20 protein-coding genes are annotated in these 25,034 nt (G+C 73.7%); 10 read left to right on the top strand and 10 right to left on the bottom strand.

Annotation, left to right across the window (positions count from 1 at the left end; all coding sequences use genetic code 11):
• The first annotated feature begins 3 nt into the window (after positions 1–3).
• The 3 genes from ACFQ8T_RS02005 to ACFQ8T_RS01995 are packed head-to-tail and all read left to right on the top strand — an operon-like array spanning position 4 to position 4,272.
• Positions 4–1,620: an amidohydrolase family protein gene (locus ACFQ8T_RS02005; RefSeq protein ID WP_430544884.1), complete on the top strand. Its 1,617-nt coding sequence runs from the start codon at positions 4–6 to the stop codon at positions 1,618–1,620.
• A 15-nt stretch (positions 1,621–1,635) separates the two neighbouring features.
• Positions 1,636–3,066, top strand: a complete 1,431-nt coding sequence (locus ACFQ8T_RS02000) for a gluconate:H+ symporter (protein ID WP_430544883.1) — start codon at positions 1,636–1,638, stop codon at positions 3,064–3,066.
• Between the two features lie 57 nt (positions 3,067–3,123).
• Entirely contained in the window at positions 3,124–4,272 is a 1,149-nt protein-coding gene (locus ACFQ8T_RS01995; RefSeq protein ID WP_430544882.1) for an alpha/beta hydrolase, read from the top strand.
• On the opposite strand, the gene ACFQ8T_RS01990 is transcribed toward ACFQ8T_RS01995, so the two are convergent.
• From ACFQ8T_RS01990 to ACFQ8T_RS01980, 3 genes are all read right to left on the bottom strand, one after another.
• Positions 4,205–4,750, bottom strand: coding sequence for a GNAT family N-acetyltransferase (locus ACFQ8T_RS01990; protein WP_430544881.1), 546 nt, complete (start codon positions 4,748–4,750; stop codon positions 4,205–4,207). The two genes, ACFQ8T_RS01995 and ACFQ8T_RS01990, sit on opposite strands and share 68 nt — an antisense overlap.
• Before the next feature lie 80 nt (positions 4,751–4,830).
• Positions 4,831–5,343 carry a nucleoside deaminase gene (locus ACFQ8T_RS01985; protein WP_430544880.1) on the bottom strand — a complete coding sequence of 171 codons (513 nt, stop codon included), beginning with the start codon at positions 5,341–5,343 and terminating at the stop codon, positions 4,831–4,833.
• Positions 5,343–6,782 (bottom strand): nucleobase:cation symporter-2 family protein, encoded by a 1,440-nt coding sequence (locus tag ACFQ8T_RS01980; protein ID WP_430544879.1) that lies wholly within the window; start codon positions 6,780–6,782, stop codon positions 5,343–5,345. Before ACFQ8T_RS01980 ends, ACFQ8T_RS01985 begins: the two co-directional genes overlap by 1 nt.
• A 136-nt stretch (positions 6,783–6,918) precedes the next feature.
• Here ACFQ8T_RS01980 and ACFQ8T_RS01975 point away from each other — a divergent pair, with 136 nt between their 5' ends.
• Positions 6,919–7,833 (top strand): LysR family transcriptional regulator, encoded by a 915-nt coding sequence (locus ACFQ8T_RS01975; protein ID WP_430544878.1) that lies wholly within the window; start codon positions 6,919–6,921, stop codon positions 7,831–7,833.
• Here ACFQ8T_RS01975 and ACFQ8T_RS01970 read toward each other — a convergent pair.
• A complete protein-coding gene (locus tag ACFQ8T_RS01970) occupies positions 7,793–8,329 on the bottom strand; it encodes a low molecular weight protein-tyrosine-phosphatase (protein WP_430545088.1) in 537 nt (178 codons plus the stop codon). The two genes, ACFQ8T_RS01975 and ACFQ8T_RS01970, sit on opposite strands and share 41 nt — an antisense overlap.
• 80 nt (positions 8,330–8,409) lie before the next feature.
• Between ACFQ8T_RS01970 and ACFQ8T_RS01965 the strand changes: the two genes are divergently transcribed.
• Positions 8,410–9,333, top strand: a complete 924-nt coding sequence (locus tag ACFQ8T_RS01965) for an SDR family oxidoreductase (RefSeq protein WP_430544877.1) — start codon at positions 8,410–8,412, stop codon at positions 9,331–9,333.
• Positions 9,334–9,704: 371 nt separating this feature from the next.
• Here the strand turns inward: ACFQ8T_RS01965 and ACFQ8T_RS01960 are convergent, their stop codons facing one another.
• Positions 9,705–10,676: a diguanylate cyclase domain-containing protein gene (locus ACFQ8T_RS01960; protein ID WP_430544876.1), complete on the bottom strand. Its 972-nt coding sequence runs from the start codon at positions 10,674–10,676 to the stop codon at positions 9,705–9,707.
• A 179-nt stretch (positions 10,677–10,855) separates the two neighbouring features.
• Between ACFQ8T_RS01960 and ACFQ8T_RS01955 the strand changes: the two genes are divergently transcribed.
• Together ACFQ8T_RS01955 and ACFQ8T_RS01950 are read left to right on the top strand one after the other, a co-directional pair.
• Positions 10,856–14,242: a DUF5979 domain-containing protein gene (locus ACFQ8T_RS01955; RefSeq protein ID WP_430544875.1), complete on the top strand. Its 3,387-nt coding sequence runs from the start codon at positions 10,856–10,858 to the stop codon at positions 14,240–14,242.
• A 35-nt stretch (positions 14,243–14,277) separates the two neighbouring features.
• Positions 14,278–15,081 (top strand): alpha/beta hydrolase fold domain-containing protein, encoded by an 804-nt coding sequence (locus tag ACFQ8T_RS01950; protein ID WP_430544874.1) that lies wholly within the window; start codon positions 14,278–14,280, stop codon positions 15,079–15,081.
• A 15-nt stretch (positions 15,082–15,096) separates the two neighbouring features.
• Here the strand turns inward: ACFQ8T_RS01950 and ACFQ8T_RS01945 are convergent, their stop codons facing one another.
• The 5 genes from ACFQ8T_RS01945 to ACFQ8T_RS01925 form a co-directional block, all read right to left on the bottom strand.
• Complete coding sequence (locus ACFQ8T_RS01945; protein ID WP_430544873.1) at positions 15,097–16,020, bottom strand: ornithine cyclodeaminase family protein; 924 nt, start codon at positions 16,018–16,020, stop codon at positions 15,097–15,099.
• Positions 16,017–17,354: an MFS transporter gene (locus tag ACFQ8T_RS01940; protein WP_430544872.1), complete on the bottom strand. Its 1,338-nt coding sequence runs from the start codon at positions 17,352–17,354 to the stop codon at positions 16,017–16,019. The genes ACFQ8T_RS01945 and ACFQ8T_RS01940 overlap by 4 nt, the downstream gene beginning before the upstream one ends.
• A gap of 113 nt (positions 17,355–17,467) precedes the next feature.
• Positions 17,468–18,211, bottom strand: coding sequence for a GntR family transcriptional regulator (locus ACFQ8T_RS01935; protein WP_430544871.1), 744 nt, complete (start codon positions 18,209–18,211; stop codon positions 17,468–17,470).
• A 179-nt stretch (positions 18,212–18,390) separates the two neighbouring features.
• Entirely contained in the window at positions 18,391–21,081 is a 2,691-nt protein-coding gene (locus ACFQ8T_RS01930; RefSeq protein ID WP_430544870.1) for a hypothetical protein, read from the bottom strand.
• 212 nt (positions 21,082–21,293) lie between these two features.
• Positions 21,294–22,148, bottom strand: a complete 855-nt coding sequence (locus tag ACFQ8T_RS01925) for a DUF3800 domain-containing protein (RefSeq protein WP_430544869.1) — start codon at positions 22,146–22,148, stop codon at positions 21,294–21,296.
• Positions 22,149–22,335: 187 nt separating this feature from the next.
• Between ACFQ8T_RS01925 and ACFQ8T_RS01920 the strand changes: the two genes are divergently transcribed.
• From ACFQ8T_RS01920 to ACFQ8T_RS01910, 3 genes are all read left to right on the top strand, one after another.
• Positions 22,336–22,893: a small multidrug efflux protein gene (locus ACFQ8T_RS01920; RefSeq protein WP_430544868.1), complete on the top strand. Its 558-nt coding sequence runs from the start codon at positions 22,336–22,338 to the stop codon at positions 22,891–22,893.
• Between the two features lie 128 nt (positions 22,894–23,021).
• Positions 23,022–24,149 (top strand): serine hydrolase domain-containing protein, encoded by a 1,128-nt coding sequence (locus tag ACFQ8T_RS01915; protein WP_430544867.1) that lies wholly within the window; start codon positions 23,022–23,024, stop codon positions 24,147–24,149.
• 27 nt (positions 24,150–24,176) lie between these two features.
• Entirely contained in the window at positions 24,177–24,953 is a 777-nt protein-coding gene (locus ACFQ8T_RS01910) for a MerR family transcriptional regulator (RefSeq protein ID WP_430544866.1), read from the top strand.
• Positions 24,954–25,034 lie beyond the last annotated feature (81 nt).

Raw genomic sequence — 25,034 nt, 5'->3', positions numbered from 1 at the left:
GGCATGGCCGCCGACCTGCTGATCCGCGACGCGCTGGTGCTCGACGGCACGGGCGCACCGGGCGTCGTCGCCGACGTCGCCGTGGCCGACGGGCGCATCACGGCCGTCGACGACCGCCGCTCCGACGCCCGTGCGGCGGGCGCGCACCGCACGGTGGACGCCGGGGGCCGCGCGCTGACGCCCGGCTTCATCGACATGCACGCGCACTCCGACGTGCAGATCCTCGCGAACCCGGACCACACGGCGAAGGTGAGCCAGGGCGTCACGCTGGAGGTGCTGGGCCAGGACGGCCTGTCCTTCGCGCCCGTGGACGAGCGCACGCGCACCGCCGTCCGCGCCCAGATCGCGGGCTGGAACGACGACCCGCCGGGCTTCGCCTGGGACTGGGAGTCCGTGGCCGGCTACCTCGACCGACTGGACCGCGGGATCGCGTGCCACGCCGCCTACCTGGTGCCGCAGGGCACGCTGCGGCACCTCGTCGTCGGGCCGGACGAGCGCCCGGCGACGCCCGCGGAGGTCGCCCGGATGGGCGAGCTGCTCGCCCAGGGGATGCGGGAGGGCGCGCTGGGCATGAGCAGCGGCCTCACGTACACGCCGGGCATGTACGCCGACGACGACGAGCTCGCCGCGCTGCTGCGCGTCGTCGCCGCGCACGACGGCTACTACAGCCCCCACCACCGGTCGTACGGCAAGGGCGCGCTCGAGGCGTACGCCGAGATGATCGACCTGGCCCGCGACACGGGCTGCGCGCTGCACCTCACGCACGCGACGATGAACTTCGCCCCCAACAAGGGCCGCGCGGGCGAGCTGCTCGCCCTGATCGACGCGGCGCTGGGTGACGGCGTCGACATCACGCTCGACACGTACCCCTACCTGCCGGGCTCGACGACGCTCAGCGCGATCCTGCCGAGCTGGTCGTTCTCGGGCGGCACGGACGCGCTGCTCGCGCGGCTGGCCGACCCCGCGGACCGCGGTCGCATCCTGTACGAGCTGGAGCACGTCGGCACCGACGGCTGCCACGGCTGCGTCGCGGAGTGGGACACCATCGAGATCAGCGGCGTGCAGAACCCCGCGCTGGCCGACCGCGTGGGCCGCACCGTGGAGGCGATCGCCCGCGACGAGGGCCGCGCGCCGGGCGACGTGTTCGTGGAGCAGCTGATCGCCGACCGGCTCGGCACGACGATCCTGCAGCACGTGGGCCACGAGGAGAACGTGCGCGCGATCATGCGGCACCGCACCCACACCGGCGGCTCGGACGCGATCCTCGTGGGCGGCCGCCCGCACCCGCGCGCGTGGGGCACGTTCCCGCGCTACCTTGCGCGGTACGTGCGCGAGCTCGGCGTCCTCACGCTCGAGGACTGCGTGCACCACCTCACGGGCCGCCCCGCGGCGCGGCTGAGGCTGGTCGACCGCGGCCTCGTCCGCCCCGGCCACGCCGCCGACCTCGTGCTGCTCGACCCCGACACCGTCCAGGACACCGCCACCTTCGAGGACCCGCGCCAGCAGGCGAGGGGCATCGACCTGGTCCTGGTCGACGGCGTCGCCGTCATCGACGACGGCGCACGCACCGACGCCCTCCCCGGCCGCGCGCTGCGACGCACCGGGAGCGGCACCCGCTGAGACAGGAGGAACCCGATGCACGCACTGCTGCAGGCCGCGGGGGACGACGACGACACGCTCGAGCTGATCAACCAGCCGTGGTCGGAGCACGACACGCAGGTGCTGGTGGTCACCGCCATCGGCATCGCCGTGGTGGTGCTCCTCATCACGATGCTCAAGATGCACGGCTTCCTGGCCCTGACCATCGGGTCCCTGTTCGTGGCGATCGGGTCCGGCATCCCGCTCGGCGACGTCGCCGGGGTGTTCGAGACCGGCGTCGGGGACGTGCTGGGCACCGTCGGCGTGCTGGTGGTGCTGGGCGCCATGCTCGGCAAGCTGCTCGCCGACTCCGGGGGAGCGGACGAGATCGTCGACAAGATCTTCCGCGGCAGCACCGGGAGCCTGCCGTGGCGGATGGCGCTCATCGCGTTCCTCATCGGCATCCCGATGTTCTTCGAGGTCGGGCTCGTCCTCCTGATCCCGGTGATCATGCTGGCCGTCCGGCGCTCGGGCCTGCCGGCGATGCTGCTGGCCATGCCGGCGCTGGCCGGGCTGTCGGTGCTGCACGGTTTCGTGCCGCCGCACCCCGGGCCGCTGGCCGCCATCGGCAACCTCGGCGCCGACGTCGGCATCACCATGGCGCTCGGTCTGCTCATCGCCGTGCCCACCGTGATCATCGCCGGCCCGGTGTGGGGCCGGTTCGCCGCGAAGCTGGTGCCGATCGGCGCGCAGGGCGGTGGCGGGGGCATCGTCGCCGAGGAGGCGGGCGGCTCCGGAGAGCCGGGCACGGTCAAGACCCGCAACCCCACCTTCGTGCTCACCCTGGTGACCATCCTCAGCCCGGTGATCCTCATGCTGGTGCGCGCGGGCGTCGAGGTCTGGGCCAGCCCGGACTCGTGGTTCTTCCCGTTCGTGTCGTTCATCGGCGAGCCGCTGGTGGCGCTGCTCATCGCCGTCCTGCTCGCGATGATCACGTTCGGCACCAGCGTCGGGTTCGCGCTCGGCACCCTCGGCTCGAAGATGACGGAGAGCCTCAAGCCCATCGCGAGCGCCACGATGATCGTCGGTGCCGGCGGCGGCTTCAAGGCCGTGCTGGTCGAGGGCGGCACGGGTATCGCCATCGGCAAGGCCGCCGTCGCGATGAGCCTGTCCATCCTGCTGCTCGGCTGGCTGATCGCCGTGCTGGTGCGGATCGCGACCGGGTCCGCGACGGTCGCGATCGTCACCGCGTCGGGCATCGTCGCGCCGCTCGCCACAGGCCTGACGCCGACGCACCTCGCGCTCCTCGTGCTGGCCATCGGCGCCGGCTCGCTCATCCTGTCGCACGTCAACGACGCCGGGTTCTGGCTGGTCAAGGAGTACTTCGGCATGACCGTCGGCCAGACGCTGAAGACCTGGACGGTGATGGAGACGATCATCGCCGTCCTCGGACTGGTCTTCACCTGGCTGCTCTGGCTCGTGGTGTAGCCGGTCGTCCGGCACGGCCCGGTCGCGCGGGCGTGCCGAGTTCCATACCTTCGGGTCGTGGAGCAGGCCGGCACGAGCAGCGCGTGGGAGCCCGACGCGCTGCCCGGCTTCGAGCGGCTGACCCTGCCGCTGGAGCCGGACTTCGAGGGCGACGTCGTCGCGACGCTGGTACGGAGGGCCGTCGACCCGGGCGTCGCGACGCCCGGGCGGGACGCCGGCATCGACGTCCTGTACGTGCACGGCTGGGTGGACTACTTCTTCCAGACCCACCTCGCGGCGTTCTGGGAGCGGCAGGGCGCGCGGTTCTACGCCCTCGACCTGCGCAAGTACGGCCGCAGCCTGCGCGAGCACCAGACGCCGGGCTTCGTCACCGCGCTGGCGACGTACGACGAGGACATCGAGGCCGCGCTGGCCGTGCTCGGCCACGGCCCGAAGTCGTCGTCGGGCCGTCGACTGGTGCTCATGGGCCACTCGACGGGCGGGCTGGTGCTCAGCCTGTGGGTGTCGCACCGTCCGGGCCGCGCGGACGCGCTGGTGCTCAACAGCCCGTGGCTCGAGTTCCAGACCCGCAGCGTGGGCCGCTGGATGCTGGAGCCGGGCCTGCGCGCCCAGGCCGCGCTCGCGCCGCGCAGCCACCTGGTGAACGTGGACCTCGGGTTCTACACCCGCAGCGTCTCGCGGCGGTTCGACGGCGCATGGGACATCGACCCGGCCTGGCGGCCCGACATGGGCTGGCGCACGACCCCGGCGTGGCTGTCCGCGATCTTCCAGGGGCAGGAGCGCGTGTCCCGGGGGCTCGGTATCGACATCCCGGTGCTGGTGCTGCTGTCCGCCCGCTCGACGGCGCCCGTGCGGTGGAGCCCCGAGATGATGACCACCGACTCGGTGCTCGAGGTGGGCGGCGTCGCGCGCCGGGTGCCCGCGCTGGGCAGCCTCGTCACGCTGGTGCGCATCGACGGCGCCATGCACGACGTCACGCTCTCCGCCCCCGCCGTCCGGGACGTCGTCTGGCGCGAGATCTCCCGCTGGGTCGGCGCCTACGTGCCCGCCGTGTCGCCGACGGCCGAGCCGGAACCGCACGGCGTGGCCGCCTGGTGGCGCCGCACGTTCGGCCGCGGCCGCCCGACGCGGCGGGCGGTCACAGCGCCCGCACCAGCTCGACCTCCTCGCCCTGATCGAGGACGAAGCGTTCGCCCGACGGCGTGAACCCGAGCTTGCGGTAGGCGGCCTGGGCGCGCGGGTTGTCGACGTGCACGCACAGTCGCGCCCGCTCGACGCCGCGGCTCCGCGCCCAGTCCTGGGCACCGTCGAACAGCCGCGCCAGCAGGCCGGCGCCGCGGTGCTCAGGCCGCACGAACACTCCCACCAGGTGCACCTGCCGCTGCGTGACCGGCCCGCCCAGGACGTCGGTCGCGCCCGGCTCCTCGACCAGGCCGGTCGTCGTGCCGACCCAGCGCCCGGCGGCGTCGACGGCGACGAACGCCGCCACCGCGTCGCTCGTCGCGTTGCCGCGCGCCCGCTCCTGCCAGAACGCGTCCGGCCGCGCGGCCGCGACCTCGTGCGTCTCGAGGAACGCCACCGGGGCCGCCGGGTCCTGGAGCGCCGCCAGGCGCAGGTCGCGGGTCTCGCGCCACTCGTCCTCCCGGGCACGGCGGACGGTGAGGGGGGCAGGCGGTGTCGTCATGGGGCGATCCTTCCACCGCGAGGCCGTGGCCCGCCCCGGGATTCCCGGACGGGCCACGGCGGTGCGACGACGGCGGCCGGTCAGGCTGCCCCGGCGTCCGACCGGCGCGTCCAGAACCCGACGTGCGGGGCCGCGGCCTCGTCCTCGAGGAGCGGGCCGACGATCTCGATCTCCCGCTGCCCGTGCGCGACGACGTCGCGGCACGGCAGGGCGAAGGTCGGGTTCTCCGGGTCGTCGCCGGTGAGGTCGAGCAGCCGCGTCTCGGAGAGCGCGTAGACGACGCGGCCGATGCCGCACCAGTACACGGCGCCGGTGCACATGACGCACGGTTCCGCGCTGGTGTAGAGGGTGGCGCCCGCCAGCTCCTCGGGCGAGAGCGCCCGGGCCGCCTCCGCCGCGGCCGTGAGCTCGGCGTGCTGGGTGGGGTCGCCCTCCGGCGGCATCGAGTTGTTCCCCCGGCGGGACACGACCCGCCCGTCGGCGGTGGCGACCAGCGCCGCGAACGGGTGGCGTCCTCGCGCCTTCGCGTCGGCGGAGAGCGCGATCGCCTCGCGCAGCAGGGAGAGGTCGGTGTCGGTCGGCAGGTCGGTCATCAGGCGCTCCTCAGGGTGGGGACGGGGCGGGCGGCAGAGTCGGTGGCCGCGTCGGTGGCAGGGTCCGTGGACGGCGCCGCCTCGGCGGGCGGGTCGTCCGCGCCACGGCGGTTGAGCAGGGCGTTCATGAGCACGGCGACGATCGCGCAGAGGAAGATGCCGCTCTCGAGCACCATCCGCAGCGGGCCCTGGACGTCGGCCAGCAGCTCCGGCATCGCCATCGGGAGGACGCCGACGCTGATGGAGATCGCGACGATGAGCGCGTTCGGCGTGTCCTGGTACCGCACCTGCGCGAGCTCCTGGATGCCTGCGGCCGTGGTCATCCCGAACATCACGATCGCCCCGCCGCCCAGCACCGCCGGCGGCACGGCCGCGATCACCGCGCCGAGCTTGGGGACGAGGCCCAGGGCGACGAGGATGACGCCCGCGACGGCCACGACGTAGCGGCTGCGGACCCTGGTCATCGCGATCAGCCCCGTGTTCTGGCTGAAGGCGTTGAGCGGGAACCCGTTGGCCAGGCTCGAGGCCATGGTGGACAGCCCCTCGGCGCGGAAGGCGTCGCCGAGCCGGCGGGGGGTGATCTCCCGGCCCACCATGCGCCCGATGGCGAGTGTGTTGCCGGTGGTCTCGGCCATGATGACGACCATCGCGAGGGTCATGACGAGGATCGGCACGGGCTCGAAGGTCGGGACGCCGAACGCGAGCGGCGCGGAGACGCCGAACCACGCCGCGTCGCCGACGCCGGAGAAGTCGCTCATGCCGGCGGCGACGGCCACGACCGTCCCGACGAGGAGACCGACGAGCACCGCGAGGGCGGACAGCAGGCCCTTGAACCGCACGTACACGACGAGCGTGACGACGATCGTCAGCAGCCCGACCAGCAGGTGGCGGGGCGCGCCGAAGTCGTCGGCCCCCTCGCCCCCGCCGAGCCACCCGGCCGCGGCGGGCATCAGCGAGATCCCCACCACCGTGATCAGGCAGCCGATCACGACGCGGGGGAAGTACCGCAGCAGGCGCGAGAAGACCGGCGCCAGGCAGATCGCCAGCGCGCCCGCGACGAGGCACGAGCCGACGACGGCCGTCATCCCGTACTCGGTGCCGATGAGCAGCATGGGCGACAGGGCGATGAACGACGCGCCCTGGATCAGCGGCAGCCGCGCGCCGAAGCGCCAGAACCCGAGGGTCTGGACCAGGGTCGCGAGGCCCCCGAGCAGCAGGTTCGCGTTGATGAGGGTGACGGTCTGGGACGACGTCAGCCCGAGGGCGCCGGACAGCACGAGCGGCACGGCCACCACGCCGGCGTAGATGACGAGCACGTGCTGCAGGCCGAGCGTGATCATCGACCGTGCCGGGAGGATCTCGTCGACGGGGTCGGTCGGGCGGTCGTTCCCGGTGGCGGTCGAGCGGTTCGACCGCCCCGGACGGAGCTGCACAGTCATGGGGCTCTCCTCTCCTCGTGACCCGGGCGTCGTTGCTCGGGCGGGATGGGCCTCGTTGCCAGTGACCGGGAGACTACGGGCGCAGCTTTCGATGGCAGAACTGAGTTTCTATCGACAGATCCGATAGTTTGCGCGCGTGAGATTCTCGATCGACCAGGTGGAGGCGTTCGTCCTCGTCGCCCGGCACGGCTCGTTCTCCGCGGCCGCTCGCGCGATGCAGCGTTCCCAGTCGACGGTGAGCGTCGCGATCGCGAACCTCGAGATCGCGCTCGACACGGAGCTGTTCGACCGCTCGACCCGCCGCCCGTCCCTCACCGCGGCGGGCGAGGCGATGCTGCTGGAGGCCCAGGCGCTGTACGACCGCAGCGTGTCGTTCGAGCGGCACGGGGACGCCCTGGCCGAGGGGGTCCCGACCAGCGTCACCCTCGCCGTCGCCGCCCCGCACGCCCTGATCCAGCCGGTCCTGACCGCGTTCGCCGCCCGCTTCCCGCACACCGACGTGCGCCTGCGCAACCCCGCGCAGGGCGACGCCGCCGCGGCCGTGCTGCGCGGCGAGGCGAGCGTGGGCGTCGCGTTCGCCGTCCCGGACTACGACGAGACCCTGGCGTTCCACCAGCTCGGCAAGGTGATCATGGCGCACATCGCGCACCGCGATCACCCGTTGGCGCAGATCGCGCGGCCCTCGTTCGACGACCTCCGCGCCCACCGCCGTATCGCGTACGACGCCCACGCGCGCGCCCTGCCCACCAGCGAGTACCTGCAGTCCGTGCAGACCTGGACCGCCGACTCCTACGAGGCGCTCATCTCGCTGGCCCGGTCGGGCGTGGGCTGGGCGACGCTCCCGCGCCTCCTGGTGCGCGAGGAGCTGCGCAGCGGGCGGCTCGTCGAGCTCGCCCTGGAGGCGTACCCGCACACGGACTGGATCGTGTCCGTCGACCTGCTGTGGCAGCGCCGACGACGGCTCGACGCCGCGGAGTCGTGGCTCGTCGACGCGTTCCGACGCCTGAAGATCAGCGAGACGTCGCCGTTCGGTCAGTCGACCACGCGCTGAGACGCGCCCGCACGTGGTCGACGATCCCGTCGGCGGCGGCCTCGACCTCCGCCAGCGTGGTCTCGAAGCCGGACTCGTCGCCGTACCAGGGGTCGTCGACGTCCAGGAGGTGCTCGTCGCCGCCCGGCTCGACGACGGGGGCGTCGGGATCGAACGACCGGTACAACCGGATCTCGGCGAGGCCTGCGGAGCCCGCTGCACCGTCGGCGAGGCGGCGCAGGCGGCGGGCGTGCTGGGCGGTCATGGGCAGGACCAGGTCGTGGTCGGCGAGGTCCGCGGAGCTGACCTGGCGGGCGCGGTGGCCGTCGCCCGTCGGGTAGCCGTGCGCGGCCAGCGTGCGGCGCGCGCGGCCGTCCACCGGGTTGCCGTGCTCCTCGTCGCTCACGCCCGAGGAGTCCACGACCACGCGGTCGCCGAGCCCGGCGGCCTCGAGCCGGTCGCGCAGCACGATCTCGGCCATGGGGGAGCGGCAGATGTTGCCGGTGCAGACGGTCATCACGCGGTACGGGGTGGCGGTCACGGGCCCATTCTCGCCTCTCGCCGAGCCCGGCCTCCGATCCGTGCCTACCGTGAGGCATGGCGAGATGGGCGGCGGACGGGCTGATCGCCGTGACCGGCGCGAGCGGGCGGCTCGGGTCACGACTGGCGTTCCGGCTCGCGGCGGAGGGGGCGCGGCAGCGGCTGGTCGTGCGCGACCCGGCGCGCGCCCCGCGGCTGTCGGACGGGCGGGCGCTGCCGGAGTGCGAGGTCGCCGTCGCCGACGGCTACCGCGACACCACCGCGATGCGGGCCGCCTTCGAGGGCGTGCGCACCGTGTTCCTGGTGAGCGTGCGCGAGGCGCCCGACCGCGTCGCGCAGCACACCGCGATGATCGACACCGCGGCGGCGGCCGGCGTCGAGCGGCTCGTCTACACGTCGTTCGCGGGCGCCGGGCCCGACGCCGTCTTCACGTTCGCCCGCGACCACTGGCACACCGAGCAGCACCTGGCCGGGGTCGCCGCGCGCACCGGGCTGCGCTGGACGGTGCTGCGCGACAACCTCTACTTCCATGCGTTGAGCACGTTCGTCGGGCACGACGGTGTGATCCGCGGTCCGGCGGCGGACGGGCGCGTGGCGGCCGTGTCGCACGACGACGTGGCGGACGTCGCCACCGCCGTCATCCTCGACGAGCGGCCCGCCCGGCACGACGGCGCCGTCTACGAGGTCACCGGGCCGCAGGCGCTCACCCTCGACGAGGTCGCGGCCACGCTCGGCCGCGCCGCCGGCCGCGACCTCTCCTACCACCCCGAGACCGAGGAGGAGGCGTACGTCTCCCGGGCCGGGTACGGGGCGGAGCCGTTCGAGCTCGACGGGTGGGTCACGTCGTACACCGCCATCGCCGCGGGCGAGCTGGCGCACGTCTCCGACGACGTCGGCCGGCTCGTCGGCCGGCCCGCGCGCTCGCTCGCCCAGTGGCTCGACGACTACCCGGGCGAGTGGGCGCACCTGCGGCGAGCCTGATCCCGGTCGGATCGCGCTGCGGAGTTCACCCTGAGGAAAACCCTTGGCCTCCCTCGCCGGGCGGGCGTAGCGTCGTCGGCACATGAGAAAGGAGGTGATCGGAGAAGTGAAGACTCTTCGGACCCATGAGGTGGTCGCGCGCTAGTCGCGTGCGCCCTTGAGCGTTTCGCGCTGTCGGCCTGACGACCTGATCATTCGTCGGACCGTTCGGCGCACGGGACGGGTAGCGAGTTCCTCGCGACCACCGGATCCCGCGGGTGCCGTGCCCTCGTCCAGCACGGCTGGAGGTTCGACCTCCGGCCCGCGGGCTCTTTGCTGTCCGGGGGCCGCAGCCGAGGCGTCGTCCTGGGAGGAGTCGTCCTGGGCGATCGTCAGACCAGCGTCGCCGCGCGGCGCTCCCGCCGCAGGCGCCGCTCCGCCTGGGCCACGAGCTGGTCCGTGTCGGCGGCACCTGCCAGCGACCACGCGGCGGCCGAGTGCAGCGCCGGCCACGCCACGCCGTCGAGCCCGCCCTCCGGCCCGCCTGACGGCACGGCGAGCTGCGCGAGCAGGTGCTGCCGCAGGGCGTCCGCGGACGCCGCCGCCTGGATGTCGTCCATCGCCGGCAACGTCGCCAGGACGGCGAAGCCGTCGCCCTCCACGCGACCCACCTCGCAGCCGGCGGGCAGCGCCGCCCCGATCCGCGCCGCGAGCGCCGCGAGCACCGCGTCGCCGGCGTCCTGCCCGTGGTCGGCGTTGAGCCGCGCCATGTCCCGCACGTCGAGCAGCACCAGCACCACACGGGTCGCACCGCCGCGCACGAGCGCGCAGCGGTGCCGCAGTGCGTACCAGGTGGCGGCGCGCCCCGGCAGGCGGGTCAACGGGTCGTGGGTGGAGCGCTCGGCCAGCTCGGCGACGACGGCGCGCATCACGTCGGCGGTGCTCGCCGCGCCCCAGCCCGACGGCCCGCCCACCAGGACGTCGTCGTACCGTCGGTCCGCGGTGCGGGCCATCGCGAGCGTCGCGACGTCCGCCAGTGCCGTGCCGGGCTCGACGACGAGGGGCGACCAGTCCGCGACGGCCCCGGTGGGGCGGCGCTCCAGGACCGCGCGCCCGTAGCCGAGGCGTCCGGTGAGCGCCGCCGTGAGGCCGGCCCGCGTGACGATGCCCGTGCGGGCGGGTGCGGCGTCGTCCTGCACCGCGACCGAGCCCACCTCCGGACGCCGGAAGATCACCTCGAGCTGCCCGACGGGCAGCGTGGAACCCACCACCAGCACCGGCTGCGCCAGCGCCGCGACCGACGCGACGCGCGCCGTCCGGCGGGGGGCGACGTGGCGGGCCAGGCGGGTGATCTCGTCGTGCACAAGCGGAAGTATGGCCAGGCCGGAGGCCGTCCGAGGCGGTCGCGGAAGATGTTCGCCGAGCGTTCGTCGGCCGTTCAACGAGCCCCGAAAGGTGGGAGCGCGACCATCCTGCGCCCCGGGTCGCCGGTCCCTAGAGTGTCGCGAGGTACGCGATGTCTGTGATGTCTCGGGGGCGACACATGCGAAGGACGAGCACGGCGGTCGGGCGCAGGACGACGAGCGGCCTGCTGGCCGCCGCGCTCGCGCTGGGCGGGCTGGTGGGCCTCGGGGCCCAGACGGCGACGGCACCGCCCGCGTCCGCCGCGGCGGACGGGGACGTCAACCCGTTCTCCTCGTCCGGCGGGTTCACCGTGTACGCGCAGCGCGACGCGATCGTCGGCAACCAGGAGCTCGAGGGCTCGCTGGCCGCCGGGCGGAACCTCACCGACACGACGGTGGCACAGTGGGCCGTGATCCACGTGGCCGCGGGCACCGCCGACTACACGATCCCCACCGTCGACGGCGACCCGACGCGCCTCCTCATCGGCCGGTTCGACCCGGACACCACGCGGAACGTCGGCGAGGTCAACATCACCAGCCGCGGTGCGACCACGCCCGAGAACGTCGGCACCCTCAAGACGGTGGACCGCGACCTCGGGCCGTACGACACGTCGGCCCGGGGCGAGGGTTGGGTGCGCGTGTCGGAGCAGGGTTCCAACCCCCCGCTCATCGACGCGACGGCGCAGACCTACCCCGGCGACGCGGAGCCCCCGACGGGCAGCAACACGTCGATCTTCACCGAGCAGACCGGCGACACGCAGGACGTCGTCGCGGGGTACGTGCAGGCGAACCAGGACGCCAGCCTCGACGACACCACCGAGTGCCTGGCGACGATCACCGATCCCGACGGCCAGCACGCCCACCACGTGACGGTCGCGGAGGACGACGGCGACCGCAAGGTGCTCTCGCCGCTCGCGGCCGACCGGCCCAACGTGGTCGCGTACGAGGACGTCGCGGGCGCGAGCCTGCTCCAGTTCTCGGCGGGGAGCCCCACGCCCGGGCGGGCGAACCCGCTGATCATCCGGGTGCCCGCGGGCACCACCGACGTGCACGGCCTCCGCGTCGACCCGCAGGGCCAGTACTCCCCGTACATCCTGTGGGACCTGTCCGCGGTCACGGGTGACGTGACCGTCGCGCACACCGGGGAGCGCATCGACGGGTCGATCTTCGCGCCGAACGCGAACGTCACCGTGGACGCGGCGCCCCTCGACGGCCAGGTCGTCGGGCAGGACGTGACCCTGCTGGGCGGCGAGGTGCACTCGTTCCTGTTCGCCGGCACCGTCCCGTGCGGGGAGCCGCTCGGGACGTTCGAGCTGTCCAAGGAGCTCGACGGCATCGCCGCGGAGGACCTGCCGGAGGGCACGACGTTCCCGGTCGACTGGACCGCCACGTCGCCCGACGGCGAGGTGCTCGGGTCCGGGACGCTCGCGCTGTCCGCGGACGGCTCGCCCGTGCGCCCGACGGCAGTGGACGGCACCACGCAGACGTTCCCCGTCGGCACCGTGATCACGTTCGAGGAGCAGACGCCGGCCGACGTGCCCGGCTGGGAGTGGGAGGCGCCGACCGTCGCCCCGAACCCCGTGACCATCACCGCCGACGGCGACGGCGTCGTCGCCGCGACGGTGACGAACACGGCCGAGCGCACCGAGGGCACGTTCGAGGTCGCCAAGACCGCATCGGACGGCACCGAGGACTCGCCGACGGTGCCCGAGGGGACCACCGTCACGGTCCGGTGGGAGGCGGAGTACCCCGGGGGTGGCGTGGGCACGGCCTCCGGCACCATCGAGCTGGTGGCAGGCCCGGACGGCACGTTCGAGCCGCGGGGCCCGGTGGACGACGAGGGAGAGCCGACGACATTCCCGGTGGGCACCGTGATCCGCCTCGTGGAGATCGACGCCGGCGCGGCGCCGGACGGCTACGACTGGGGCGACCCCACGTGGAGCCCCGGTCAGGAGTTCACCATCGAGCGCGGCGGCGAGGCCGTCACCGTCGATCTCGCGAACCTGCTGGTGCCGGAGTCGGGAACGGCGTCGTTCAGCGTCGTCAAGGTGCTCGACCTGGACGCCCCGGTCGACCCGCAACCGCAGTTCTCGATCGAGTACACGTTCGACCCGCCCGGCGGGCCGCGCGAGGGCCGGCAGCGGGAGATCGCCGTCGGCGACCCGGTCACGGTCGACACGCTGCTCGACGGCGAGCCCATCCCCGCCGGCAGCACCGTGTGGGTGCGCGAGCCCGCGCCGACGGCCGACGACGGCATCACGTGGGAGGACCCGGTGCTCACGGCGAACGGGGAGCCGCTCACCGACCCGGACGAGGACGGCTTCTACCCGATCGAGCTGACGGGTGACGAGACCGTCGCGCTCGAGGTGTCCAACGTCGGGCAGGTGGCGACCGGCACGTTCGAGCTGGCGAAGACGCTCGACGGCCCGCACGCCGAGGACGTGCCCGAGGGCACGGAGTTCACGGTGGGGTGGACGGCGACCTACGTCGACGGCACCACCACCAGCGGCTCCACCACCCTCGCCCCGGACGGCGAGCCCGTCGCCCCGACGGACGCCGACGACGAGCCGCTCGACTTCCCCGCCGGCACCACCGTCACGTTCGACGAGGCGGACCTGCCCGACCTGCCCGGCTGGGACTGGGGCGAGCCCACGATCACACCGAGCGAGATCACGGTGGGCGACGGCGAGACCGCCGAGGTCGCCGTCACCAACTCCGCCACGGTGGAGCACGGCACGTTCGAGGTCTCGAAGGCCCTCGAGGGCGCCGAACCGGGCGACGTGAGCGGCGACGGGTTCGCCGTCCCGTGGACGGCCACGCTGCCCGACGGCAGCACCGACGAGGGCGTGCTCACCGTGCCGGCCGACGGGTCCGCCTTCGGCCCGGACCGCGAGTTCCCGGTGGGGACGACGCTGCACGTCACCGAGGACCCGCCCTCCGACGCGATGCTGCCCGACGGCTGGACCTGGGCCGTCCCGACCTGGTCCCCGGGCAGCAGCCTCACGATCGACGAGGGTGCGGGCACCACGGCGTTCACCGTGACGAACACCGCCGTCCCCACCACCACGCTGCGGGTGGAGAAGCTGGTCGAGGGCGCCGACCTGCCCGACGGCACGGCCTTCCCGGTCGAGTACCGCGTGGACGACGGCCCGGTCCAGGAGGGCGACCTCGTGCTCGGCGACCCGTTCGTGGCGGACGACGTCCCGCTGGGCACCACCGTCGAGATCCGCGAGGCCGACCCGCCCGCCGTCGACGGCAGCAGTTGGGCCCCGCCGCGCTGGGCGATCGACGGCCAGGAGCTCGAGCCCGACGCGGACGGCTGGGTGGTGATCCACACGGACGACGAGGAGCTCAACGCCGTCACGCTCACGAACACGGCCCGCCCGACCACGCCGGAGCAGCCGGAGACTCCCGGCGGCCAGCTCCCGGAGACAGGGTTCGGCGGCGGCACCCTGCCGCTGCTGGCCCTCGGGCTGCTGCTCCTCGGCATCGCCGCCCGGCTCGTGGCGCGGACCCTCCGCGCCTGACGGCCCGACGGGCCCGGCGGGGTGAGGATCGTCCCGTGACTCATGCAGAGGAGGGCACGCCCGACGTCGCGGCGCTCCGACGCGGCGCCCACGAGCGCGCCGTCGCCCGCCCGCGGCGGCGGTTCGCGGGTGTGGTGACGAACTCGGCGACGGTGCACGACTGCCCCGCGCTGCGCCGCTACACGCCCGATCGCCGCCACCCCGGCGCCGCGGCCGTGTTCCTGCACGGCGGGTACGGGCTGTTCGGCGACCTCGAGCTGCAGGACGGCTGGTGCCGGCAGGCCGCCGAGGCGCTCGGCGTCGTCGTGCTCGCCGTCGACTACCGGCTCGCGCCGGAGGCGAGGCTCGACGACGCCGTCGTGGACGCGCTGGCCGCGCTCGCCCTGCTCGCCGGCGAGGGCTTCGACCGTCTGTACCTCGACGGCGACTCCGCGGGCGGCGCCGTCGCCGTCCTCGCCGCCGCGCGCACCGCGGACCCCCTGGCCGGCCTGCTGCTCACCAACCCCAACCTCGACCTGTCGCTCGAGACCTACGACGACGACCTGCCGGGCGGCCCGGGCCGCGAGCTGTCCACGTACGCGATGCGCGCGTGGACCGGCGTCGAGCCCACCGACGCGCCGCGCCTGCAGCGCTCCGCGCGCGGGCTGCCGCCCACGCTGGTGGCCGTGGGAGAGCTGGACTCGCTGCGCCCCGAGGCGCGGGAGCTCGCCGACGCCTGCCGCCGAGACGGCGTGCCCTGCCGGCTGGTCGAGCTGCCCGGCGCCGAGCACGGGTTCGTCGGCACCGAGCGCGCCGGCACGGTGCTCACCGAGGCCGCGGCGTTCTTCGGCCTCGGCTGAGCACCGCCCGCCGGCTCAGGCCTCGTCCGTCTCCGCGACGCCGACCGCGACGGCGAGGTCCTGCCACGACATGCCGGAGCCCTTGAAGACGTTCGGCCGGTCCGTGGCCCGGGCGTGGCCGCGCACGATGTCGGCGAGCGGCACGAGGTCGTCGACACGCAGGGCGCCCTCGTGGACGGCGAGGACGACGTCGCCGCACTCGCGCATCGCGGTCGCACGGTCCTCGACGACCACGAGCGCCCGCCCCATGAGCCCGGCGTCGAGCTCGCGACGGTCGGGCTCGTGCGAGCCGATGGCCACGACGCACGCGCCGTCGCGCACCAGGGCGCCGTCGAAGAGCGGCTCGCCCGCCGACGTCGCGCACACCACGAGGTCGGCGTCGGCGACGTCGGCCGTGCTCCCCGCGCGGGCCGGCAGGCCGCGCGCGACCACCGCCTCGACGGCCGCCGCCAGCCGCCCCGGGTCGCGGCCGACGAGCGCGACGTCGTCGAGGTCGCGGACCGCCGCCATCGCCACCGCGTGCTCCACGGCCTGCGGCCCGGTGCCGACGACGACCAGGCGTCGCGCGTCCGCCGCGGCGAGGTGGTCCGCCGCGACCGCCGAGGTCGCGGGCGTCCGCAGCTCGGTGAGCGCCGACCCGTCGATCTGCAGCCGCGGGGTGAGCGTGGCGGCGTCGAGCAGCAGGTAGGTCGCCTGGATGCGGGGCAGGCCGCGCGCCGGGTTGTCCGGCGCCACGGACGCGATCTTCACCCCGGCCCAGTCGCCGAGCACCGACGGCATGAGCAGCAGGTGACCCCCGCCGGCGGACACCGACGACCGTGCCGGGTCGTCGGCCGGGTCGAACCCGTCGGCCAGCGCGCGCTCGACCAGCCGGCGGGCGTCGTCGGGCGCGACCCGGCGGCGCAACTCTGCGGCGTCGACGAACGGCAGGCCGGTCACGCGGCCACCGCCTCGCGCGCCTCGCGCTCCGCGATCCGCGCCCGCTCGAGGCGCACCACCCGGCCCGAGAGGGAGACCGCGACGAGCGCGACGACCGCGAGGCCCACCATGTAGACGGCGATCGGCCACCAGGCACCGTCGAACCGCGAGAGCAGCCAGGTCGCCAGGAGGGGAGCGGTGCCGCCGGCCAGTGCGGCGCCGATCTGGTAGCCGAGCGTGACGCCGGTGTACCGGACGCGGGTGGTGAAGGTCTCGGACATGAGCGTGCCGAGGGTCGCCGTGACGGGCGGCCACACGATGCCCAGGCCGAGGACGACGGCGGCGTAGACGGCCCAGTCGACGCGCAGGTCGAGCAGCAGGAAGAACGGCGCCGCGAAGAGGGCGATGAGCACGGTGCCGCCGAGGAAGACCGCGGGGCGGCCCAGCCGGTCGGAGAGTCGGCCCATCGCGAGGATCGCGAGGGTGCTGACGAGCGCCGCGGCGCTCACGGCGTTGAGCACCACGGACTGCTGCATGCCGAGGGTCCCGGTCGCGTAGCTCACGACGAACGTGGCGAAGATGTAGAACGGGCCGGTCTCGACGACCTTGGCCCCGACGGCGACGAGCACCGAGCGCCAGTGGTCGCGCAGCGTGTCCTTGATCGGGAGCTTGGCCACGTCGCCGCTCTCCTTGGCCTCACGGAAGGCGGGGGTCTCGGCGAGGCCCTTGCGGATCCACAGGCCCACGAACACCAGCACCACCGAGGCGATGAACGGCAGGCGCCAGCCCCAGGACTCGAACGCCCCGGTGGGCAGCGAGCTGACGAGTGCGAACGCGATCGTCGACAGCAGCATGCCGATCGTGACGCCGGTCTGCGGCACGGAGCCGAAGAAGCCGCGGCGGTTCGTCGGCGCGTACTCGTAGGCGAGCAGCAGCGCGCCGCCCCACTCGCCGCCGATGGCGAGGCCCTGGACGATGCGGCAGAGGATGAGCAGCACCGGGGCGAGGACGCCGACCTGCGCGTACGTGGGCAGCAGCCCGATCGCGATCGTCGCGCCGCCCATGAGGGAGAGCGTGATGACCAGCGTCTTCTTGCGCCCGATCTTGTCGCCGATGTGGGAGAAGACGATCCCGCCGAACGGGCGGATGAAGAACGTCAGCGACAGCGACAGGTACGACAGCATCAGCGAGATCGCCGGGTCGTCCGTCGGGAAGAACTGCTTGTCGAAGATGAGCGCCGCCGCGGTGGCGTAGAGGAAGAAGTCGAACCACTCGATCGCGCTGCCGGAGAGGCTGCCGACCAGCACCCGGAGGTTGGTGGCCGGCTTCCCGACCGTGGACTGCTGCGAAGTCACGCGCCTGCTCCCGTCCGGCCCGCCACGTCGGAGGCCTCGATTGGCGTGCAACGTACAATTGCACCCGACGCCAGCGCAAGGGACATCCGCGTCGTGAGCAGGGCGGACCCGCGTCAGCCGGCGTCGGCGGCGCCGTCGGCAGAGCCCGCCGTCGACCGTGACGCGGCGCCGGTGCCCTGCCCCGACCAGACGTCGCGCACATGCTGCAGGTGACGCCGCATCCACGCTTCCGCGCCCGCCGCGTCGCCGGCCTCGAGCAGGTCGAGCAGCTCGTGGTGCTCCCGGATCGTGGCCACGAGCCGGCCCTCCTCGTGCAGGCCCTGCAGCCCGAGCAGCCGCGACATGCCGCGCAGCCGGCGCACCTCCTCGACCAGCCGCTCGTTCCCCGCGAGCGCGAGCACCTCGGTGTGGAACGCCGTGTCCGCCGCGACGAACTCCTGCAGCTCGCCGGCGGCCGCCGTCGCGTCGATGCGGTCCGCGAGGGGGCGCAGGGCCCGCACCTGGGCGGCGGTCGCCAGGGTCGCGACGCGCGCCACCGTCGGCGCCTCGATGAGCTCGCGGATCTGCAGGATCTCCTCGAGCGCGACGTCGCCCAGCTCGACGACGCGGTAGCCGCGGTGCCGCAGCGTCTCGACCAGCCCTTCGCGGGTGAGCTCCATCATCGCCTCGCGCACCGGGGTGGCCGAGACACCGAGCCGCTGGGCGAGGGCCGGGGCCGAGTAGATGGCCCCGGGCTCGAGCTCGCCGGCCACCATCGCCTCGCGGAGCGTCACCAGGACGCGGGCGCGGATGCTCTCGGGGACGTCCATCGACCCCAGGATCGACGGCCTGCTGCGGCCGCCCGCACCGGCGCTCATCTGCTGTCTCCTGGCCTCGACGTCACGGACGTGGCCAGGATGCCACGGGTCCGCCGCGGGTGTGCGCAGAGCGGACGCCCGCGGCACGGGCCGGCCGGCCCGTCGGAGGGGTCGACGGGCCGGCCGGGGTCGGGGTGACGGCGCGCCCGCGCAGGGCGCGCCGTCAGGGGCGGATCGGCTCAGCCGAAGGTCACCTCCAGCGAGCCGTCCGCGGCGAAGGACCAGTCGAGGTCGCCGGCGTAGGCGCCGCACGCGGAGCCGTTGGAGCCGGACCAGAACTGGTTGGTGCCGTCGTCGCTGCCGACGATCCGGTCGTTCGAGCCGCTGTCGCACGACACGTTGCCGCTGAACCGGTGGCTGCCCTCGTCGAAGTTGAAGTTGCGCTCCTCGTTGCCGATGCTCACGTTGTCCGAGACCGTGATCGAGCCCGGGTTGCTGTTGTACGTGAGACCGTGCTTGCCGTTCTCATAGGCGATGCTGCCCGTGATCACGTGGTCGACGGGGATGTCCTCGCCGCCCAGCTTGTAGCCGTTGCGGTCACCGCTGCCGGCCTGCGAGCCGTCCGACAGGGTGCCGTTCTCGTAGGAGAGCGAGTCCTCGATGGTCACCACGCCGATGGGGCCCGTGTCGGTCTTGGCGTACAGGTCCCATCCGTCGTCGATGTTGTTGTGCGCCACGCAGTCGCGGAACACGTTGCCCTCGCCCACCGTCAGCTTGGCCGCGAAGCCGTCCGCGTCCTCGCCGTCGGAGTCGACGTTGTCGTAGGACTCCGAGCTGAGCACGAGGTTGTCCGACGGCCACTCCTCCTTCGGCGCACCGGCGACCAGGCGGGCGATCTGCAGGCCCGTGTCCGCGTTCCCGCGGGTGACGACGCGCTCGATCACGTTGTCGTCGCCGCCGAGCAGGATGCCGTTGTCGCCCGAGTTCTGCACGGTGATCCCGTACACGTGCCAGAAGTTGCCGCCGATGGCGAGGCCGCGGTTGGCGGAGTCCTCGGCCTGGGCGGAGAAGTCGAGCACCGGCTTCTCGCCCGGGTACGCCGACAGCAGCGTGCGCTCCGACGACGTCCCGTCGTTGCCCGGCTCGATCGTGAGCGTGTCGGCCAGGTCGTACTGGCCGCCGCGCAGGTAGATCGCCCCGCCCGGCTCGACGGCGGCGATCGCCGCGGCGACCGTCGTCGGGTCCGCCTCGGTGCCGGCCGCGCCGGCCGAGCCGTCGGGCGCGGCGTAGATGACCTCACCGCTCGGGGTCGGCGGGTCCGTGGGGTCCGTCGGGTCCGTGGGGTCCGTCGGGTCCGTGGAGCCCTGGCCGGCGTACGTCTCGAGCTCGACCACCTTCGGCGTGCCGGAGGCACCGGTGATCTCGAGGTCGAGCTTGCTCAGCGTGGTCGTGGGCAGGTTGACGACGCCCGCGCGGCTGCCGGTCGCGAGGACGGCGCCGTTGTCGTGGTTGACGATGCGGAACGCGGTGATCGTGCCCTCGGAGCCGGCCGCCTCGACGACCTTGGCCTGTGCCACCGTCTGCGGGGTGGCCCACTTGACGGACACGCGGCCCGTGGTGCTCGTCGGCGACCAGAAGGTGCTCAGGTTGCCGTCGGTCACGTTGCCGAAGCTGCTGCCCGACGCCTTGGTCGACCCGTCCGCGCCGGCGCCCAGGCTGAGGTTGGTCCCGCTCGGCTCCTCCGTCGGCGGGTCGGTCGGCTCGCCGGTCGGCGGGTCCGTGGGCTCGCCGGTCGGCGGGTCGGTCGGGTCCGGCGTCGTCGCCTCGCACGAGCCGTCGGACACCTTCAGGCCCTTGTTCGCCCCCGCGGTCGCGGCGACGACGTCCGGCACGCAGCCGGCGTCGTCGAGCGAGTAGTCGTAGGGGATGCTGACCGTCGTCGTGGACGTCGGGTTCGGGCCGGCGGGGTTGTTGTCCTCACCCGGCGCCGACCACGTGACGTTGTCGAAGGTGTTCCCCGCGACCTGCCAGTAGCCCGGCAGGTCGGTGTAGAACGTGCCGAGCACGTCCTTCGAGTCCTGGAAGTAGTTGCTGTCGACCTTCGCCTTGCCGCCGGCGCGCGCGTTGATGCCCGACTCGTGGATGTCGACGTAGTGGTTGTTGTAGATGTGGGCCGTCGCCCCGCGCAGCAGGGGGAGGCGCGAGTCGATGTTCTCGTAGAGGTTGTGGTGGTAGGTGACCGGCCCGTTGCCCAGGTCGCTGTCGCCCGAGCCGACGAGGCCGCCGCGGCCGGAGCCGCGGAGGATGCTGTAGGAGAGCGTCACGTACTTCGTGTCGCCCTTCATGTCGAAGAGGCCGTCGTAGCCCTCGGACTCACCGCCCGAGGCCTCGAGCGTCACGTGGTCGGCCCACACGTTCGAGACGCCGGACTCCATGCCGATCGCGTCGCCGCCGTTGGACGTCGGGGAGCCCGACTTCTTGACGTTCTTGACCGTGACGTTCTGGATGATGATGTTGCTGGCCTCGCGGATGTGGATGCCCACCTGGTCGAACGTGGCGCCGCTGCCCACCCCGACGAGCGTGACGTTGCTGATCTGCTTCAGCTCGATCACGCCGTCCGCGGTGTTGCAGCTGTCTCCCGAGACCTTGCTCGTGTTGCCGTGGTTGATCGTGCCCTCGACCTGGATGGTGATCGGGGTGTCCTCCGAGGCGCGGCCGCACAACGCCTCGTGGATCTGGGTGCCGGTCGTCGCCTTCACGACAGCGCCGCCGGAGCCGCCCGTCGTGCCACCGTTCTGGGTGGCGAACCCGGTCGGGCCGGTCTCTGCCGCCTGAGCGCCGGGGAGCGTCAGGGCGGTCACTCCGATCGCGGCGGCCAGGGACGTCGTCACCCCCGCCGCCAGGAGTCGTCGCGCTGCTTGCCGTCTCATCGTTGCTGCCTCACCTTCGTCGTCGAACGCGGGACGTGCAGCCGGTGCCGAGGCCGCTCCGCTGGGCGGTACGACCGCTGTCCGCAACCCTCATTGGTTACGAACAGATCACAGCAACCGGTTTCTTGACCGTAGGGGACCGGTTTCCCGGAGCGCAACCCCCAATTTCACCCGGTGGTCGATTCGGCGACCGTCGCCGGCGCTGCCGGGCGTCAGGCCACGGGCTCCGCAGAGCTCCGAGCCCACCCGGCCAGGAGGTCGGCGACCTGCACGCGCGGATCGTGGCGGGAGTCCACCTGCCGCACCGCGAGGAGGGGCGGAGGATCGGGCGACACCGCGGCGGCGAGGCTCGCGGCCAGGACGGCGGTCCGCTGCCGCGTGAGCGCGCTCTGCTCGTCGTGCACGACGACGACCGACCGGTGGCCGTCGCTCCATCGCAGCACCGTCTCCGCCAGGGCCGGCACCAGCGGCTCGAGCGGCGGCGGGACGGCGGGGTCGCCGTCGAGCAGCCGGTCCAGGACAGCCACGACGTCCCGCCGGGTCAGGCCGGCCAGCTCCGGCACGCCGTCGGCCACGACGCCCGGGACGAGGGCGACGAACCGGCCGACGGCAGCAGGGTCCGGCCGGCGCCGGTGCTTGAGGTGCGTCATCGCGACGAACGCGGCGAGGACGTCGCCCCGGCCTCGCAGGACCGCGACCGCGCGGCCGTGGTCGCGGCCGAGGCGCGACCCGTCGAGGTACGACGGCTCGCCCGTGAGCAGATCGAGCACCCGCCCCGCGACGTGGTCGCGCTTGTCGACGACGTGCACCGTCGAGCGGCCCGCCAGCTCCGCCAGGAACCACGCCACCGCCTCCGGCTGCCCCGGCCGCAGGAGCAGGCTGGCCTTGTGCTCCTGCGTCCGACGGTGGTTGAACCGCGACCGCAGCGTGCTGAGCACGGCCGCCGCCTCCTCGCGGGTGAGGTCCACCCCCGCGTGCGCGATCACCGGCGACGCCGGGTCCAGCAGGTTCGTCCCGGAGAACCCCGACTCGTCGCACGCGATCTCCACGACGGCGGGCGCGGGCATGACGTCATCGTGGCGCGGTCGCTCACCCGCCACCACCTCGTCCCGCCGACGCCCGCACCGCATGACACATGTCATGGCCGAGACGTGCGGTCGACACAGGAGCCGGTGACGAGGGGCACTACCGGGTGCTCCCGGCCCCGGGTGGACTGGGGACGACCCGACGACGCCCGACACCCAGGAGCACACCGTGAACCTCGTCGACACGTTCCAGGACCTGGTCGCCCAGGTCCCCGACCTCGCCCAGCCGCTGATCGTCGCGGTCGCGGCCATGATCCCCTTCATCGAGGGGGAGGGCGGCGCGACCATCGGCATCCTCGGCGGGATCCACCCCGCCGTCGCGGCCGCCGCCGCGATGGTCGGCAACTTCCTCGCCGTGACCGCCGTCGTCCTGGCCAGCGCCGGCGCCCGCGACGCGGTGGTGAGCCGCCGTCGCGCGAAGACCCGGCAGCGCAGCGCCGTCCTGGTGGGCCCCGGCGCCGCGGAGGACGCCACGATCCCGGCCGAGCCGGCGGACGACCGACGCAGCGCCCGCCGGGCGAAGTTCCAGCGCGCGTACGAGCGCTACGGCGTCCCCGGCGTCAGCCTCCTCGGCCCGCTGCTGCTGCCCACCCACTTCACGGCCTCGATGCTGGTGGCGTCCGGCGTCGGCAAGGCCCGCGTGCTCGTCTGGCAGGCGGTGGCGATCGTCGGCTGGACCACGGTCACCGCCGTCGTCGCCAGCCGGTTGCTGAACCTCGTCTCCTGACCCCCGTCAGTGCGCCCCAGGTCCGGACCGCAGTGTGACGGGCATCACAGTTGAGGTTGCCCCTGGGGCGGGGTGGACGCTCGTCGCAGACGGCACGGAGCCGCCACCGAGACACTGAGGAGCACGCCATGACCGCCACCCACCCCACCCGGACCGCCACCCGTCCGCACCTCCGCACGGTGCTCGACGACCTGGTGGATGACCGCATTCTCGGCGTCTCCCTGCACGTCCACGACACCAGCGGCGAGTGGGCCGCCAGCGCCGGCCGGGCCGCGCTCGACGGGACCGCCGCACCGTCGGTCGACACCCGGACGCGCATCGGGAGCAACACCAAGACCTTCACCGCGGCGCTCGTCCTGCTGCTCGTGCACGAAGGTCGGCTCGGCCTCGACGACCCGGCGGCCCCGCACCTGCCCGGCCTCGACCTCGACCCGCGCGTCACGGTCCGGATGCTGCTCCAGCACACCAGCGGCGTCTTCAACTTCACCGGCGACGCGGACGCCGACGGTGCCTTCGAGCAGGGGATGCCGAGCAACTACGGGCCGGCGGCGCGCGAGTGGCTCGCGGCACGCTTCGAGACGCACCGGCCGGAGGACCTCGCGCGGTTCGCGCTGGCCAGGACGGCACGCTTCGAGCCCGGCACGAGGTGGAGCTACTCCAACACGAACTACGTGCTCCTCCGGTTGATCGTCGAGAACGTCACCGGCCGCGCGCTGGGGGAGGAGATGCGGCGCCTCGTCATCGACCCGCTGGGGCTGTCCGGCACGTCCGTGCCGGACGCGTCGCCCGACCTGCCCGAGCCCTACGCGCGCGCGTACTTCCGGTACGAGGAGGACGGACAGGAGCAGACGGTCGACATCTCGCGGCACAACCCGTCGTGGATCTCGACGGGTGGGGACATGATCTCCACCCCTCACGACGCCGCGACGTTCTTCTCGGCGCTGCTGGGCGGCCGGCTCCTGCCCGCCGACCTCGTGGCGCAGATGTGCGACCCTTTCCCCACCCCGATCCCCGACATGGGATACGGCCTGGGCGTGTTCGTCCAGGAGCTGGCTGACGGCCGCACGCTCGTCACCCACAACGGCGGGATGGCCGGGTACGCGACGCTGATGTACGGCACGCCGGACGGCAGCACCACCATGTCCGCCGCGCTGAACTGCGTGGACGACGCCGAGATGTCCGTGCAGGGCGCGTTCCAGAAGGTGCAGCAGGTCCTTGTCGACGCGGTGTTCCAGGGCGCAGCCATCGCGCCGTGACCTGCAGCGACGGGGCACACTGTGTGCATGGTGGACGGAGTCACGATCGGGCAGGCGGCCTCCTTCGCCGGGGTCACGGTGAAGACGGTCCGGCACTATCACAAGGTGGGTCTCGTCGAGGAGCCCGAGCGTGACCGCTCCGGCTACCGCCGGTACGACTCGACCCACCTCCTGCGGCTCGTCAGGGTCCGGGCGCTGGCCGCGGCGGGCGTGCCGCTGGCCGAGATCACCGCCCTGCTCGACGCCGACCCGGACGCGCTCGCGGCAGGTCTCGCCGACGTCGAGCGGACTCTCGCTGCACGCATCGAGGAGCTGACCGCGCAGGCGGCGGCGCTGCGCCGGCTCGGCGACGGCGACCGTGCTCTGCTCCCCGACGCCGCGGTCGCCCTGCTCGACCGCATGCCCGGTCTCGGGTTCCCCGCCACGGAGGTGGCCGCCGCGCGCGAGGGCATGGTGCTCGCCCGCGCTCTCGTCCCGGAGAGGTTCGACGACTACGTCGCCGACGTGACCGAGGCTGTGGACGACCCGGCGTTCGTCGCCCTGATCCATCGTGGCGTCGACACGACGGCGCTGGAACCGGACGACCCGCGGGTCGCCGAGTACGCCGACGCGATGGCCGACCACCTCCTCGCCCACCCGGAGCGGCTGCGGATCGTGACCGGCCTGCGGGCCCGCAGCGACGCCGCAGCCCGGTACGAGCTGATCGCCCACCACGGCGAGGTCGAGGGCACGGCCGTGGCGCAGGGCGTCGCCCTGGTCGAGAACCGGCTCCGGTCGGCAGGGGTCCGCATCCCGGCGCGGTAGGCACGCAGGGGGCGGGGTCCGTCAGAGGAGCGGGCGGCGGGACGCGGCGTGGAGCGCCGGCCGCAGCGAGGCTCCTCGGCG

Origin of the sequence: Isoptericola sp. NPDC056618 (genome assembly GCF_042792715.1) — a bacterium.
GTDB classification, from domain to species: Bacteria; Actinomycetota; Actinomycetes; order Actinomycetales; family Cellulomonadaceae; genus Isoptericola; species Isoptericola nanjingensis.
This window is presented reverse-complemented; position numbering and strand designations above follow the sequence as displayed.